The organism is Stutzerimonas sp., assembly GCF_982611455.1.
In genome coordinates this window covers 107,773-123,203 of the sequence record NZ_CEXBBO010000013.1, presented here as the reverse complement: position 1 = coordinate 123,203, position 15,431 = coordinate 107,773, and the positions used below count along the sequence as shown (strand labels likewise).

General features: G+C 60.0%; 10 protein-coding genes. 5 read left to right on the top strand and 5 right to left on the bottom strand.

The features are described from left to right. Positions 1 to 543: 543 nt before the first annotated feature. The 4 genes from ligA to moaA all read right to left on the bottom strand — a co-directional run bounded on the left by ligA (position 544) and on the right by moaA (position 9,203). Complete coding sequence (ligA, locus tag AC2LD7_RS10400) at positions 544 to 2,904, bottom strand: NAD-dependent DNA ligase LigA (RefSeq protein ID WP_484597659.1); 2,361 nt, start codon at positions 2,902 to 2,904, stop codon at positions 544 to 546. 352 nt (positions 2,905 to 3,256) lie between these two features. Further along, on the bottom strand, positions 3,257 to 4,078 hold the full coding sequence (zipA, locus tag AC2LD7_RS10395; RefSeq protein WP_484597658.1) for a cell division protein ZipA: 822 nt from the start codon (positions 4,076 to 4,078) through the stop codon (positions 3,257 to 3,259). A 182-nt stretch (positions 4,079 to 4,260) separates the two neighbouring features. Continuing rightward, positions 4,261 to 7,749 (bottom strand): chromosome segregation protein SMC, encoded by a 3,489-nt coding sequence (smc, locus tag AC2LD7_RS10390; RefSeq protein ID WP_484597657.1) that lies wholly within the window; start codon positions 7,747 to 7,749, stop codon positions 4,261 to 4,263. A gap of 458 nt (positions 7,750 to 8,207) precedes the next feature. Continuing rightward, the gene (gene moaA, locus AC2LD7_RS10385) at positions 8,208 to 9,203 is read right to left on the bottom strand and encodes a GTP 3',8-cyclase MoaA (RefSeq protein WP_484597656.1); all 996 of its coding nucleotides are present in this window, start codon (positions 9,201 to 9,203) and stop codon (positions 8,208 to 8,210) included. 329 nt (positions 9,204 to 9,532) lie between these two features. On the opposite strand from moaA, the gene AC2LD7_RS10380 reads away from it, so the two are divergent. After that, entirely contained in the window at positions 9,533 to 10,384 is an 852-nt protein-coding gene (locus AC2LD7_RS10380) for an ion transporter (protein WP_484597655.1), read from the top strand. Positions 10,385 to 10,544: 160 nt separating this feature from the next. Continuing rightward, positions 10,545 to 10,958 (top strand): CopD family protein, encoded by a 414-nt coding sequence (locus tag AC2LD7_RS10375; protein ID WP_484597654.1) that lies wholly within the window; start codon positions 10,545 to 10,547, stop codon positions 10,956 to 10,958. Between the two features lie 74 nt (positions 10,959 to 11,032). On the opposite strand, the gene AC2LD7_RS10370 is transcribed toward AC2LD7_RS10375, so the two are convergent. Beyond that, positions 11,033 to 11,497: a DUF2231 domain-containing protein gene (locus tag AC2LD7_RS10370; RefSeq protein WP_484597653.1), complete on the bottom strand. Its 465-nt coding sequence runs from the start codon at positions 11,495 to 11,497 to the stop codon at positions 11,033 to 11,035. A gap of 144 nt (positions 11,498 to 11,641) precedes the next feature. Here AC2LD7_RS10370 and coxB point away from each other — a divergent pair, with 144 nt between their 5' ends. From coxB to AC2LD7_RS10355, 3 genes are read left to right on the top strand one after another with little or no spacing between them, the layout of a single operon-like run. Next, the gene (coxB, locus tag AC2LD7_RS10365) at positions 11,642 to 12,535 is read left to right on the top strand and encodes a cytochrome c oxidase subunit II (protein WP_484597662.1); all 894 of its coding nucleotides are present in this window, start codon (positions 11,642 to 11,644) and stop codon (positions 12,533 to 12,535) included. Next, on the top strand, positions 12,532 to 15,063 hold the full coding sequence (ctaD, locus tag AC2LD7_RS10360; protein WP_484597652.1) for a cytochrome c oxidase subunit I: 2,532 nt from the start codon (positions 12,532 to 12,534) through the stop codon (positions 15,061 to 15,063). The genes coxB and ctaD overlap by 4 nt, the downstream gene beginning before the upstream one ends. Continuing rightward, positions 15,063 to 15,422, top strand: a complete 360-nt coding sequence (locus AC2LD7_RS10355) for a hypothetical protein (protein WP_484597651.1) — start codon at positions 15,063 to 15,065, stop codon at positions 15,420 to 15,422. Before ctaD ends, AC2LD7_RS10355 begins: the two co-directional genes overlap by 1 nt. Positions 15,423 to 15,431 lie beyond the last annotated feature (9 nt).

Genomic DNA, 15,431 nt, shown 5'->3' with positions numbered 1-15,431 from the left:
GGTGGAATCCGGGTATTTTGCCAAAATCTGGAAGTCTTCTTCAGAGTTTCCCTAGTAATTTTGTCTCGAAAACGCTGCTGCTCAGTAAGAGAGGCGTTTGCGGTATGCCGCAGAGGCGCGTTCAAGGAGCCTGATCGGCTAAGGCTCGAGATCACGTTCTCGCTACTGCGCCAACCCGCCAGCAGAATGCTGTTGCACCGCCGCGCTTTCTCTGACTGCATTGCCGCACGGTCAGCCGTCAATTAATCGTTGAATAACCATCTCAAGCAATCGCCATGCCACAATCCAGGCGCTTCAGCTCCAACCAATAGAAAAAACGGAACTCGCCCCTACCGGATCGGTTGGACGCCGAACCACCTCTAGACCCGTGAGCAAAGACACGCGCCGCGACGGCGCGCCGACAAAAAAACCGCTGATACAGGCAGGAGCGATGGCCACTTACGAATGCAGGCAGACGTATTGGCCTTCGCACTTGACAAGCCAAGTGCATCTCCGACATCAGCCTCGATACAATCAGGCACAGTGCGTAAGCGCATCAGGTTCTCACGTCGATTCGAGAAGCTCCTGAAACTCAGCTTCGCTTACAACAGAGACACCCAGCTCGTTGGCCTTTGTCAGCTTCGAACCCGCCCCCGGACCCGCCACCACAGCGCTGGTTTTGGCGGAAACTGAACCCGAAACCTTTGCCCCCAACGCTTCCAGCCTTGCCTTGGCCTCGTCGCGACTCATGGTTTCCAGCGTGCCGGTAAGCACCCAGGTCTGGCCCGCCAACGGAAGCCCTTCCGCCGCCTTTCGCTCGCTTTGCCAATGCATACCGAACGCCTTCAGCTGGGCTTCGATGGCTCGTGCACGCTCGGCGTTGGCTGGCTCGTTGAAGTAGTCACGCAACGCGCGTGCGGCCTTTTCGCTGAGACGTTCGACTTGGCGCAAGTCCAGCCAGTCGGCTTCGATGATGCCTTCAAGACTGCCAAAGCGTTCGGCGAGGCGCTGGGCGCCGGTGGCGGCGATGAAGGGAATGTTCAGTTTGTCGAGCAGCCCGGCCAATGTTGCGCAGGCGGCGAATTCGGGATGCACATCACCCTCTTCCTGCAACTGCACCCCACGCTCACGCAGCTGTTTGATGACGAGCTGGTTATGCTCGTCCTCGAAGAAGCTGTGGATTTCATAGGCGACTTCAAGCCCGATATCCGGCAGGTAAACCAGCACATCCGGCAGCGCTCGACTGATCCGATCAAGCGAGCCCAACGCCCGTGCCAACAGCTTGGCAGTGCCCTCACCGACATCAGGAATGCCTAACGCAAAGACGAAGCGTGCCAGGGACGGTGTACGGCTGGCGTCGATGGATTTGAGCAGGTTGCGGCTCGACACTTCAGCGAAACCTTCTAGCGCCAGAACCTGTTCGAACGTCAAGCAATAGAGGTCGGCCGGAGAGCTGACCAATCCGGTATCGACCAGTTGTTCGACGATTTTGTCACCCAACCCATCGATGTCCATGGCCCTGCGCGAGACGAAGTGGATGATCGCCTGCTTGAGCTGCGCCTGGCAGGCCAGACGGCCTACGCAACGGTAAATCGAACCTTCGCTGACCGACTCCCGACCCTTGCTGCGCTTGATTAGCTGGGTGCGTTCTACAGCCGAGCCGCATACCGGACATTGCTCCGGCACATGTACAGCACGAGCGTTATCTGGACGGCGCTCGGGAATGACGCCGAGAATTTGCGGAATGACATCGCCAGCGCGCCGCACGATCACCGTGTCACCGATCATCACACCCAGCCGCGCGACCTCATCCATGTTGTGCAGCGTAGCGTTGGAGACGGTAACGCCTGCGACCTGCACCGGTTTCAGCCGGGCGACCGGGGTGATGGCGCCGGTGCGGCCAACCTGGAACTCCACGTCCAGCAGTTCGGTGACTTCTTCGCGTGCGGGAAATTTATGCGCGATGGCCCAGCGTGGTTCGCGAGCGCGGAAGCCCAGCTCACGCTGCTGGGCGGTCGAGTTGACCTTGAACACCACGCCGTCGATTTCATAGGGCAACGCATCGCGCTTTTCGCCGATGGCATGGTAATAGTCGCGACATTCCTGCACACCCTTGGCCAGTTTGAGCTCCCGACTGGTCGGCAGGCCCCACGTTTTCAGCGCTTCGAGGATGCCAATGTGAGTGTCCGGCAGCTCACCATCGCTGCGGCCGACGCCGTAGGCACAAAGCTCCAGCGGGCGGCTGGCGGTTATCTTCGAATCCAGCTGGCGTAGGCTTCCGGCTGCAGCGTTGCGTGGATTGGCGAAGGGTTTGCCGCCCGCTTCGAGTTGACGCGCGTTGAGTGCCTCGAAGCCTGCCTTGGGCATATAGATCTCACCGCGTACTTCCAGCACCGACGGCCAGTCGCTGCCATGCAGTTTCAGTGGAATATTGCGGACGGTGCGCACGTTGGCGCTGATGTCTTCGCCAGTACTGCCGTCACCCCGAGTGGCGCCACGTACCAGTTGGCCATTCTCATAAAGCAGGCTCACGGCCAGGCCGTCGAGTTTCGGTTCACAGCTGTATTCCAGCTCGACGCCATCGCCAAAAAGATCGCCTGCCGGCAAGTCCAGCCCTTCGCGGGCGCGCCGATCGAAGTCGATCAGGTCCTGCTCTTCGAAGGCATTGCCCAGGCTCAACATCGGTACTTCGTGGCGCACTTGGCCGAATGCCGCCAGCGCCGCACCACCGACGCGCTGAGTGGGTGAGTCTGGGGTGATCAGTTCAGGATGTTCGGTTTCGAGAGCTTTGAGCTCTTTGAACAGGCGGTCGTACTCGGCGTCGGGTACGCTGGGCTCGTCGAGCACGTAGTAGCGGTAGTTGTGAGCGTCGATTTCGCTACGCAGTTCGGCGATGCGTTCTGCGGCGGTTTGGGCGGAAGGCATATGACGGAGCCGTGGCTATGGCAATGCTGGTCAGACAGTCTCAGCGCGCCGTTGGTTGATATGAGGCGCGGGATTTTAGCCGATCCTGCAGCTGGAGGCAGGTTTGCGCTGGCTTTCAGGCCCCCGGCGGGATTGGCAAGCCCTGGCAGGGTGGGCCGGCGGCGTTCCGCTCCAGCCCACCACAGGAGACGCTCGGTGAAGCCCCGGTGGGCTGAAGCCCACCCTACGGCGGAACTGGCGGCTGGAGGCTGGAGGCTGGAGGCTTATTCCAAAGCCTGTCGGCTTCTTTTTCAAACAAGCTTCAAGCTGCTTTACTCGTCCAGCTTTCGAGCCTCCAGCACTTTGATCGGCTTTAACGCTTGATGGTCATCTGCCGACGTTCGTATTCAACGATGCGCTGGCGGTAATGCTCGATAGTCTGGGCGGTTAGCACACTGCGCTGGTCATCTTTAAGCTCGCCGTTCAATTCCTGCGAGAGCTTGCGAGCAGCGGAAACCATTACGTCGAAGGCCTGCTTCGGATGGCGCGGCCCAGGCAGACCGAGGAAGAAACTAACTGCCGGTGTGGTGAAATGGTCGATATCGTCCAGGTCGAACGTGCCGGGCTTGACCGCGTTGGCCATGGAGAACAGCACTTCGCCATTACCCGCCATGCTTTCGTGACGGTGAAAGATGTCCATCTCACCAAACCGCAAACCGCTTTCGAGGATGTTCTGCAGCAGTGCCGGGCCTCGGAAACCGGACGCATCGCGTGAGATGACGTTGATTACCAAGACTTCCTCAACCGGAGGCAGATTTTGATCGAACTCGCTCGTTTCACCCTCTTCGTCATCACCGACTACAGGGTTCAGCAATGTCGGAACCGGTTCGTCGCTGGAGAAATGCAGATCGCCTTGCTGGGGTGCTGTCGCGCGGCGCTTTCCAGTCTCACGTGCGCTCATCGGGGGAAGGTCAGTTTCATCCAGCGATGGCTCGTTGTTGCGGTTTACGACTCGCGGCGGCCCCAACAGCTCGTTGGTCCCGCCGTCATCGGAAAAACTGTCGGCGATGTTGCGGTCCAGCTTGAACTTCAACTTGCCCTTGCTGCCGCGCATCCGCCGCCAGCCGTCTAAAAGAATGCCGGCAATAACAATGATGCCGATGACGATCAGCCACTCGCGCAGACCGATATCCATTAATGCTTGAACCCCTGAAATCGATGATAAAGACGCAGAATCATGGCCGCTGAACAGGCTCTTCTGCGCATCGTAAAAATTTGCGCTCTAAACTAGCACGACGAACGGTAGATTTGCACCGCCCGGCGTTGCTCTTTTATAGGTCTCCCGTTTACCTCCAACGTGATAGAAACAGCCGCAACTCAAGCCTCCACGAGTGCAACCGCTTGCTCTACATCGACCGCGACCAGTCTCGAGCAACCCGGCTCATGCATGGTCACGCCCATCAGTTGGTCAGCCATTTCCATCGCGATCTTGTTATGCGTGATGTAGATGAATTGAACCTTTTCCGACATTTCCTTGACCAGGCGCGCGTAGCGCCCAACGTTGGCGTCGTCCAATGGCGCATCTACTTCATCGAGCATGCAGAACGGCGCCGGGTTGAGCTGAAAAATCGCAAACACGAGCGCCAGAGCCGTCAACGCCTTCTCGCCACCTGATAGCAGGTGAATGGTGCTGTTCTTCTTGCCCGGCGGGCGCGCCATGATCGCCACCCCGGTATCGAGTAAATCTTCCCCGGTAAGTTCCAGATAAGCGCTGCCGCCGCCGAAAACCTTCGGGAAAAGCGCCTGCAAGCCGCCGTTGATCTGATCGAAGGTTTCCTTGAAGCGATTGCGGGTTTCTTTGTCGATCTTGCGAATGACATTTTCCAGCGTATCCAGCGCCTCGGTGAGGTCGTCGTTCTGAGCATCGAGATAGCGTTTGCGTTCCGACTGCTGCTGATACTCGTCGATCGCCGCGAGGTTGATAGGGCCAAGACGCTGAATGCGCGCGCTCAGGCGTTCCAGCTCCGCCTCCCACTCCGTTTCACTCGCCCCAGCAGACAGGGTTGCCAGTACGCCGTGCAGATCGAAGCCATCCTCGTGCAGTTGATCCTGCAACGCCTTGCGTCGAACGTTCAGCGCCTGCCATTCCATTCGCTGTTGTTCCAGCTGGCCGCGCAACAGTTGCGCCTGCTGCTCGGCCTGGGTGCGACGCCTCTCTGCATCGCGCAGCTCGCGGTCGGCATCTTCGAGCGCCAGCCGGGCAAGCTTGAGCTCTTCTTCGACACCCATGCGTCGCTCAAGCAACTCCTCAAGCTTCATACGCAGCTCTTCGAGCGGCGCCTCACCCTCCTCCAGATTCAGGTTGAGCTGTTCACGCCGCTCCACGGCCCGCTCGAACTGCTGTTCGAGACGCTCCAATGCTTGGCGAGTCGAGTCGTGCTGTGCCTTCAACGACCCCACTCGCACGGCCAGTTGATGTGCGTGATCCTTATGCTGCCGGGCCTCCTGGCGAATGCGATCAAGCTGTTCACGAATGCCGTCTCGGCCCGCCAACAGTGTTTCGCGCTGTTCGGTATCCAGCGCCATGGCATCGAGCGCATCCTGCAACTGCAATCGCGCCTCGCCAAGCTGTTCGGTTTCCAGCGCGCGCTGTTCGGACTGCTCGGCGAGTTCTTCGTCCAGCCGAAGACGACGTAAGCTCAGTTGCTCCAGCTTGGCCTGGCTCGCGGATAGCCGCGCCTTCAGTTCGCCCTGCTGCCGGGACACCTCCTGATGCCGGCGGCGCTGGTATTCACGGCGCTCTTCCTGCTGGCGTTGCGCCTCGCGGAGCTGGCCAAGGTTCTCGCCTAGCACTTCCAGACTGGCCTCGTGCTCGTCACGCTCGGTCTGTAACCGCTCCAGCTCGTGACCGCGCGCCAGCAACCCGGACTCGGCTTCACCCGCACGCCGCACCCGCAGAAAATGCCGGCCAACCCAATAACCGTCACGGCTGATCAAACTTTCATCATCGCCGAGCGAGCCACGCGCAGCCAGCGCCTGATCAAGATCGTGCACCGGTCGCACCCGGCCCAACCATGGCGACAGATCGGCAGCTGACTCGACCTTATCAAGCAAGCTGCCGACAATACGCCCGCCACCCTGCGCCGGACTGACCAGACGCAGATCGCCTTGTTCGAAGCCGCTCAAATCGAGGCCGTCGAATTTATCCAACAACATCGCCTGCAGGTCCGCGCCCAGTACGGTTTCGACCGCCAGCTCCCAGCCCGGCTCGACGCGAAGCCTTTCGGCAAGGCGAGGTCGCTGATCGAGCCCCTGCTCGCGCAACCATTCGGAGACGCCCTTACCTGGATCCATTGCCGCCTGTTGCAAGGCTTCCAGCGAAGCAATGCGGCCATTCAGCCGCTGCAGCTCACCCAGAGCCTGTTGCTCAGCCTGGGCGGTTTGCTGCAGCTGCTCGCGTAATCGCTCAAGCTGCTGATCGATCTGCTCCTGCGCGGCGACCAGTTCTTCCAGGCTCAACTCATTGACGGCGAGCTGTTCGCTCAGCTCTGCTACCGCGGCATCCTCTGGTTCCCCAGCGAGCGAGGTGCGCTCGTCTTCCAGGCGGCGCTGGCGCTCGGCCAGCCGTTCCAGGCTCTGTTCGAGTTGCTGGATACGGGACTGCTGCACCTCAGCCGCTCGGCGCGGCTCAGCGCTTTGCTGGTTGAAACGTTCCCACTGTTCTTGCCAAAGCTGCATCGCGCTTTCGGCTTCTTCGAGTTGCGCGGCAGTTTCCTCCGCCGCCGCGCCAGCCATTTCCTGCTCGGGCTCGAGCATTGCCAACTCCTCGCCGAGAGTGGCGAGCAAGGTGCGGTCATGCTCCAGATGCGATTCGGTTTCCAGCCGCGCCTGCTCGGCCTCGCGTAGGTCATCCTGCAGCTGCCGCAGGCGCTGTTGACCGTGCTGGATGCTCTGCTCTACCCGCGCGATATCGCCGCCAACAGAATAGAAGCGCCCCTGAACCAGATTGAAACGCTCGGACAGTTCATGATGCCCGTCGCGCAAGCGCTCGATACTGGCGTCAGCGTTGCGCTGCTCGGCCACCAGCGCCTCGAAGCCGACCTCCTGATCGCCGATCACTTGTTCACGCTGACCAACTTGATCGTTCAGCGCCTGCCAGCGCAATGCTGATAGTTGCGCCTTAAGCTGGCGCTCTTCGGCCTTGTACTCTTGGTACTTCTCGGCCGACTGGGCCTGGCGGTGCAAGCGCTCCAGCTGGCGCTCCAGCTCCTCACGCAGATCGGTCAGGCGCGCCAGATTCTCATGGGTTCGGCGAATGCGGCTCTCGGTTTCGCGACGGCGCTCCTTGTACTTGGAGATGCCCGCCGCCTCTTCGATGAAGCTGCGCAGATCTTCGGGCTTGGCCTCGATCAGTTTGGAGATCATGCCCTGCTCGATGATCGAGTAGCTGCGTGGCCCCAGACCGGTGCCTAAAAAGATGTCGGTGATATCCCGGCGGCGACATTTCACACCGTTGAGGAAATAAGTGTTCTGAGAATCACGGGTGACCCGACGGCGAATGGAAATCTCGGCGAAGGCGGCATATTCGCCTGTCAGGGTGCCGTCGGAATTATCGAAGATCAGCTCGATGCTGGCCTGAGTCACCGGCTTGCGGGTATTCGAGCCGTTGAAAATGACATCGGTCATCGACTCGCCACGCAGATTCTTCGCCGAGCTTTCGCCCATCACCCAGCGCACGGCGTCGATTATGTTCGATTTGCCGCAACCATTCGGGCCGACCACTGCCGCCATGTTGCTCGGAAAGCTGACGGTAGTGGGATCGACGAAAGATTTGAAACCCGCGAGCTTGATGCTTTTCAGACGCATGGAGGCCTATCCGTGGCAATCGGCGTAAGGATGTACAAGCAGAGTCGCCGTGAACATCGGGATTCCTGACGTGGGTGCTACGCGAAACGGCGGAGTTTACCACGTCGCCTTGTGGCCATCGCAGGCATAGATGGCCAGTGTTTCAAGCAATCGCGATGCGATGCGGACGTAGCGTGGGCCGAGCGGCGCTCCGTCCCAGATCCCGAGCGATTTCAGCCCACCAATGGCGGCAGCCGAGGCACTTCGTAGCCGCAATAAACGGCATGAACGTAGCGTGGTGTTGGCCCATGCGGGATGCCGACTCTGCTTCGACGTGACTGGAATTATGTCTGGTGGGCTGAAGCCCACCCTACGGAACTGCTGGGTTCGGTGTTTTACCAAACAGGCTTTTTCTTGCGGCTCGCCTCGATAGCGATTCATCCAGCTCAGCCGCTGGTTGCTGCAAGAAGCGACGTCAATTACCCCCCTGTCATGCTCATGAAGCGCACCACTTGCACTTGCTCGTCGGTACGGAACTCGTGCTTCTCCGGCTTGAGCTGCAGCGCGTCGACCAGCGCGTGGCGCAATCGCTCGCTGTCGCCTGGGTAGCGACGCATCAGGCTTTTGAGGTCCAGCGCGCCTTCATGTCCAAGGCAAAGCACCAGCTTGCCTTCGGCCGTGATACGCACGCGGTTGCAGCTGCCGCAGAAGTTATTGCTGTGCGGCGAGATGAAGCCGACCTGGGTTTCGCTACCGGCTACCTGCCAATAGCGCGACGGCCCGCCGGTGGTGTGACTGCTGCGTATCAGTTGATGGCCGACTTCGATGCGCTCGCGCACTTCTTCGCTGGAGCAGAAGGTGATCTGGCGCTCGTGGCTGGACACGGTTCCCAGCGGCATTTCTTCGATGAAGCTGATATCCAGCCCGCGCTCGACAGCGAAATTCACCAGATCGAGCACTTCGTCATCATTGCGACCTTTCTGAATCACGCTATTGAGCTTGATCCGGCAGAACCCGGCATTGCGCGCCGTCTCGATCCCTTCGAGTACCTGATCGAGCTTGTCGCGACGAGTGAGCTCGGCGAAACGCTCGCGCTTGAGCGAATCCAGGCTGATATTGAGGCGTTTGACGCCCGCGTCGCGCAAGACTGACGCCAGCGTTGGCAGCTGCGAGCCGTTAGTGGTGATTGCCAGATCTTCCAGCTCCTCGCGCGCACCCAGGCGAGCCAGTAGGCTGGGCAAGCCCTTGCGCACCAGCGGCTCGCCGCCGGTCACGCGGATGCGCTTGACGCCCAGGCTGATGAAGGCGTCGGCGACCGCGTAGAGCTCTTCGAGTGTGAGAATTTGCGCGCGCGGCGCAAAGACCATGTCTTCGCTCATGCAATAGGTGCAACGGAAGTCGCAACGGTCGGTGACCGACAACCTCAGGTAAGTGATGCGCCGGCCGAACGGGTCGACCAACTGGGAATCTGGCATGTCGCTCTCCAACGGCTTGATGCGCATGGACAAGACTATGCCGGAACGTGACGTGTGGCAAAGGTGACGAGGCGAATGGCATGCAACAGCACCCATTACGCAACGGGCGTCGTCAAACGCGAGTTGATCATTTGATGGGTTGCACCTACACGGGGCGGCCATCACGCGACGCGGTTCACGACACAGCCGATGCGGCCCGCCCGCAGGCAAAGTCCCGGCACAGACAACACTGGCTGCATGAATCTTCGGCGAACGCGCAACGATACTTTGATGGCACGACTCGAACTCTAGGATAATTCGCCTTCGCCGATTCACCGGAGCTTTTACAGATGGATAACGACGCCCTCCGATCGATGGGCTGGCGCGAGCGCCTCTACATCATCATTTTTTTCACCAATACGCCCGCCGGCAAACGCTTCGATACCTGGCTGCTCGGCTTTATCTTCGCGAGCCTGGTTGTGGTGATGTTCGACAGCGTCGCGTCCTACCGGGAGCAGTACGGCACGTTGTTGACTGGGCTGGAGTGGTTTTTCACTGCCGTTTTCGCTGTCGAATATCTGGTGCGGATCTATTGCCACCCAGAGCCACGCAAATACATTTTCAGTTTCTACGGCGCCATCGACCTAATTTCCGTGTTGCCAGCATTTATCGCCCTGTTTCTACCGGACGCACAGTACCTGTTGGTGGTGCGCACCATTCGCATGCTGCGTGTTTTCCGCGTCCTCAAGCTGACGCAATACCTGAGCCAGGCCAACTTTCTGCTGGTCGCGCTGCGTGGCAGCAAGCAGAAAATCGTCGTCTTTTTGCTCAGCGTTACTACGATGGTGCTCGTGTACGGCACGCTGATGTATGTGATCGAAGGCCCGGAGAACGGCTTCACCAGCATTCCGATGAGCATCTATTGGGCCGTGGTAACCATCACCACAGTGGGCTTCGGCGATATCGTCCCGCATACGCCACTGGGCAAGGCGGTTTCTACATTGGTGATGATCACCGGTTACTCGATCATCGCCGTGCCCACCGGTATTTTTACGGCGGAACTGGCGACCGCGATGCGCGCCGACAGTTTGCAACATCGCTGTCCCACGTGCGAAAAGCTCAGCCACGAGCCGAACGCGGCTTTTTGCAGTCGCTGTGGAAGTCAGCTTTTCAATCGAGCAGAACGCGACGTCGAAAGCTGATCTCATTTGGCCTGATCAATCGACGGCGATGAGCTGGCCTTCTCACACAACCGAGCAGCCATACAGGTCCATCGCCAGTCGCCGAGAATTTTCCATCCGAACCGCCTCGGTACAGGGTTGTCACAACCTCTGACTTGCCGCAGGCCGGATGGAGACGCAAATGCCCTTGCTCAAACTGCTGCATTTCGCAGGCCTGCTGTGCTGGTGCGGCACCCTCTTATATCTGCCGGCGCTCATTGCGGCCGGCACCAAGCGCAGTGACGCGCTTTTTTATCGAGACCATGCCCACCTGACCCGCATGGTTTTCAACCTCATCGGCACGCCAGCCGCGCTTATTGCAATTGGATCGGGGACCGCCCTGTTTCTGCGCGACGGCATCGTGGCCGGATGGCTGATCGTCAAACTCAGCACGGTCGCCGGCATGGTGCTGTGCCATGCCCTGTGCGGCGTGCTTGTGCTGCATATCGAACGCTCCCCCGAACAGAGCGTGAGCATTCGCTGCCGCTTTCTCGGCGTCGTTGCCGCGACATTCATTACGGCAACGCTCTGGCTGGTACTGGCCAAGCCGTTCTAGTTCACGACCCAAACCGCTCGATCAACCGAATAAAGCCCATGACCGAACGATCCAAGCCTCATCCACAGCCCAGGTCAGACCTTGTCCAGATCGACCCCGACAGCATGCTCGTAGACCAGTCGCCCGCCAAGATAGGCAGCCAGGGAAATCATCGCAGCGGTGATTGCCGACAGATACAGCGCCCAGTACAGCATGCTGTCTCCGTCGTTCTGGTAACGCAGCAACCAGTTGAGCGAAGCCAGCGAAAGCATCATCACCGCCAGGATCGCATGACACCATGCGGTGATCTTCTGCCGAATCTCGGGTACCGTAACCAGATCGATCAAGCCGAAAATGCTGGCGACCCAGCCTCCGAGCGCGCCTACGCCGGCCAGCCAAAGCCCGGCACGCCACCAGAAATCATCCAGCGTAAAGAGATGAGCGATATCGACCGGCAGCAGCCCGGTCAAAGCCGCCACGGGGAAATGGATCAGCATCGGATGCAAAGGATGCCCGGCAATCGCGGCGCGGCTGTGGATGGAGTCTCGGTATCGGGCCATTCGGCTCTCCGGCGGCATTCAAGGGAACTGGGCACTCGCGCTCAACGAATCGGCAGCCTCTTGAAATGGACCACGCTGGCGCTGGCAGTTCCTTCGCTAAGCGCCTGCGGCGGTCCGCTGTCCGCCCTCAACCCGGCCAGCCCGATGGCGCGGCAGGTGTCGAATGTCTGGTGGGGGATGTTCGCCTTCGCCACGCTCGTGTTGGTGGTTGTGAGTGCGTTATGGATCTATGCGCTGGCACGCAAACCGCGCAAGACCACTGATGAACAAGCAATACGACTCAATCGGCGCTGGGTCATAGGCGGCGGCATCGTGTTGCCAAGCGTAAGCATTATCGTGCTGCTGATATTTGGCATCCCGACCGGACGCAGCATGATTCCGTTGCCAGTGGAGGGCGAGCAGCCGCTGAAGGTCGAGGTCACCGGCCATCAGTGGTGGTGGGAGGTGCATTACCCCGACAGCGGTGTCACCACAGCCAACCAGCTGATCATCCCGGCCGGCCGCCTTGTGGACGTGCATGTCACCAGTGCCGATGTCATTCACTCGTTCTGGGTCCCACGGCTCGGCGGCAAGATGGACATGCTGCCCGGGCGGACCAACATCATTCGTATCGAAGCAGGGCATACCGGAATATTCCACGGGCAGTGCTCCGAGTTCTGCGGCCTGCAGCATGCGCACATGAAGTTGCATGTAGAAGCGCTGGACGAAGGTGGTTTTGGCGAATGGATTGCCGCGAGAGAAAACCTCAACTTTACGCAGCGCGCGCCCGGCGAGGCAGGTCAGGTGTTTCAGGACCGCTGCGGCCAATGCCATCGCGTCGCAGGGATTACCGAGGGCAATCGCGCACCGGACCTCACCGACCTGGCAACCCGGCCAAGCCTAGGCGCGGGCGTGATCGACAATGACGAAGAAGGTCTCCGCCGCTGGCTGCGCGAGCACAAGACGCTCAAGTTCGGCAATGGCATGCCTGCCCACGACGACGTTCCGCCTGAAACCCTTGACCAGATCGCCGATTGGCTGGAGACGCTCGCGCCATGACTTATTTCGACAAAAGCAGCGCGCCCTCTACGGACCCGGATCAGCTGCACGACCAGTTCAACGAGGTCTGGGGCAATCCGCGCGGCTGGCGCGCGCTGACCATCGTCAACCACACCAGCATAGGCCTGCGTTTTCTGATCACAGGCGGGGTGTTCTTCCTGATCGGCGGCCTGATGGCGATGCTGATCCGCACCCAGCTCGCCCTGCCCGGCTACGTATTGATGGAGCCGGACGTCTACAACCAGGTATTCACCATGCATGGCTCGGTGATGATGTTTTTGTTCGCCGTGCCAATGATGGAAGGACTGGCGGTCTACCTCATCCCGAAGATGCTCGGTGCACGGGATCTAATCTTCCCGAGGCTGTCTGCGCTCGGCTATTACTGCTACCTCTTCGGCGGCATCATTCTGCTGTCCAGCGTGTTTCTCGGCGTGGCGCCCAAGGCCGGCTGGTTTATGTATACGCCGCTGTCGAGCTCGTCGCACATGCCTGGGGTCAACTCCGATTTCTGGCTGCTGGGCATCACCTTCGTCGAGATCTCAGCGGTGAGCGCCGGGGTCGAGCTGGTGGTATCGATCTTGCGTACGCGAACCGACGGCATGGCGCTGCACAAGATGCCGCTCTACGCCTGGTACATCCTGGTCATGGCGCTGATGATCGTTTTCGGTTTCCCGCCATTGATCCTCGGCAGCATTTTGCTGGAGCTTGAGCGCGCGGCCGGGCTGCCGTTCTTCGACACCGCAAAGGGCGGCGACCCGGTGCTTTGGCAGCATCTGTTCTGGCTGTTTGGCCATCCTGAGGTGTACATCATTTTCCTACCGGGCGCCGGCATCGTTTCGACGCTGTTGCCGGTGTTCTGTCAGCGCCCCCTGGTGGGTTATCGCTGGGTGGTACTCGGCGTGCTGACGACCGGCTTCCTGAGCTTCGGACTATGGGTCCACCACATGTTCACCGTGGGTATTCCCGCGCTGGCCCTGGGCTTCTTCTCGGCGGCGAGCATGCTGGTCGCTATCCCTACGGGCGTGCAGATATTCGCCTGGATCGCGACGCTCTGGCTGGGCAAGCCGGTGTATCACGTGCCGATGTTATGGCTGGTGGGCTTCCTGATCGTCTTCGTCTGCGGCGGGCTGACCGGCGTGATGGTTGCCCTGGTGCCCTTCGATTGGCAGGTGCACGACACTCACTTCGTCGTCGCACATATGCATTACGTGCTGGTCGGCGGCATGTTCTTCCCGTTGATGGCCGGGCTGTATTACTGGCTGCCGCACTTTTCAGGACGTATGCCCTCGGTACGGCTCGGCCGCTGGGGCTTCTGGCTGGTGTTCATCGGTTTCAACATGACCTTTCTAATCATGCATTGGACCGGTCTGATCGGCATGCCGCGCCGGGTCTATACCTACGATACGGGCCTGGGCTGGGACATGCCTAATCTGGTCTCGTCGATCGGTAGTTTCATCATGGCGATCGGCATTGCCACCATCCTGCTGGACATCGTGTTGCACTTCCGCTTCGGCCAGCCGGCGAAGACGAACCCCTGGAACGCCGATACGCTGGAATGGGCCACCTGCTTGCCACCGAGCCCGTACAATTTTGTCAGCCTGCCGGAAATCACCGACCGCCACCCGCTGTGGAAGGATCCGGATCTGCCGGAGAGCATCGCCCGCGGCGAACATGCGCTGACGACCATCGATCACGGTCGGCGGGAAACCTGGGGCTCGGACCCGTTGACAGGCAAGGTGCGCGAAATCATTCACCTGCCCGGCAACAGCTGGTTGCCATTCGTGGCCTCGGTGTTTCTCGCCGTGCTCTGCCTGAGCCTGTTGAATAAGTTTTACTGGATGGCCCTCATCGCAACCATCGCAGCGCTGATCGTGTTGTTCCGCTGGTCCTGGGAAAACGGCGCACATCCGGTCGCCGCACCGGACGCGCATACCCAGCCCGGCGAGCCGCCGCTGCATTCGCGCACCTTCGACGGCCCCGGCTTGTGGGGCATGGGCGTAACGCTGCTGGCCAACGGCACTCTTTATCTCTCGCTGCTGTTCGGCTGGTTCTATCTATGGACGGTGTCGCCGGACTGGCAGGTGCCGGAGCGGTCGGACCTTAACGGTTGGCTGATGCTCGCCAGTGCCGTTCTGCTGACCATCGGGACGTTGTGGATGCGCGTGGTGCCGGCGCGATTGCGCCGTGGTAACAGTGATCGGTTGCTGGGCAATCTCTGCGCCGTGGCAGCTATCGGCCTGGTGCAATGCGCCACGCTATTGTGGGTGCTGCTCGGGGCCAATCTGCAGATAACCGAAACCGCACATGATGCGGTGATCTTCGTGATGCTGGCCTACAGCCTGATTCATTGCGCACTGGCGATGATTCTTACCGTGCTGCAGGCGATGCGGGTGATCTACGGCTATGTCGGCGACAAGGCGCCCTACGAAACCGTGGTGGTCGAGCAGCTCTGGTATTACAACCTCGGCGTGGTCTGGAGCGCCTACGCTGCAATCATTCTGTTCCCGACCGCCTGGGGAGCCGCCTGATGAAGCATCGCCGCACCTCGATCTTTCATCCCGTGCAGATTCCGTTCGGGCTGACCATCTGGAGCCTCTGGTTCGCCAGCATGTACGGCTCGCATGCAGTGATCTGCTCTATCGCACCACCCGATCCCAATCAGGGTATTTTCAACTGGCTGAACGCCAGTTTCGGCGTGTTCACTCTGATGGTAATCGCCCTGTTGCTATGGCTGGGTCGCCGTTCCTGGAAACTCTCGCGTCCGCCGCATGATCTCAACGAGCGCCAAATCTTCGTCACCAAGATTTCCTCGGGCATCCACTTCATTGCGGCGCTGTCCACGATATTCGTCGGACTTCAGCTGGCGTTTCTGCCGCCATGCATATGATTCGATGGA

What these genes read in the sequence shown, in the direction of transcription:
- ligA (WP_484597659.1), bottom strand. Translation starts at nt 2,904, where the DNA reads ATGCCTTCCGCCCAAACCGCCGCAGAACGCATCGCCGAACTGCGTAGC.
- zipA (WP_484597658.1), bottom strand. Translation starts at nt 4,078, where the DNA reads ATGGATATCGGTCTGCGCGAGTGGCTGATCGTCATCGGCATCATTGTT.
- smc (WP_484597657.1), bottom strand. Translation starts at nt 7,749, where the DNA reads ATGCGTCTGAAAAGCATCAAGCTCGCGGGTTTCAAATCTTTCGTCGAT.
- moaA (WP_484597656.1), bottom strand. Translation starts at nt 9,203, where the DNA reads ATGCCAGATTCCCAGTTGGTCGACCCGTTCGGCCGGCGCATCACTTAC.
- AC2LD7_RS10380 (WP_484597655.1), top strand. Translation starts at nt 9,533, where the DNA reads ATGGATAACGACGCCCTCCGATCGATGGGCTGGCGCGAGCGCCTCTAC.
- AC2LD7_RS10375 (WP_484597654.1), top strand. Translation starts at nt 10,545, where the DNA reads ATGCCCTTGCTCAAACTGCTGCATTTCGCAGGCCTGCTGTGCTGGTGC.
- AC2LD7_RS10370 (WP_484597653.1), bottom strand. Translation starts at nt 11,497, where the DNA reads ATGGCCCGATACCGAGACTCCATCCACAGCCGCGCCGCGATTGCCGGG.
- coxB (WP_484597662.1), top strand. Translation starts at nt 11,642, where the DNA reads ATGGCGCGGCAGGTGTCGAATGTCTGGTGGGGGATGTTCGCCTTCGCC.
- ctaD (WP_484597652.1), top strand. Translation starts at nt 12,532, where the DNA reads ATGACTTATTTCGACAAAAGCAGCGCGCCCTCTACGGACCCGGATCAG.
- AC2LD7_RS10355 (WP_484597651.1), top strand. Translation starts at nt 15,063, where the DNA reads ATGAAGCATCGCCGCACCTCGATCTTTCATCCCGTGCAGATTCCGTTC.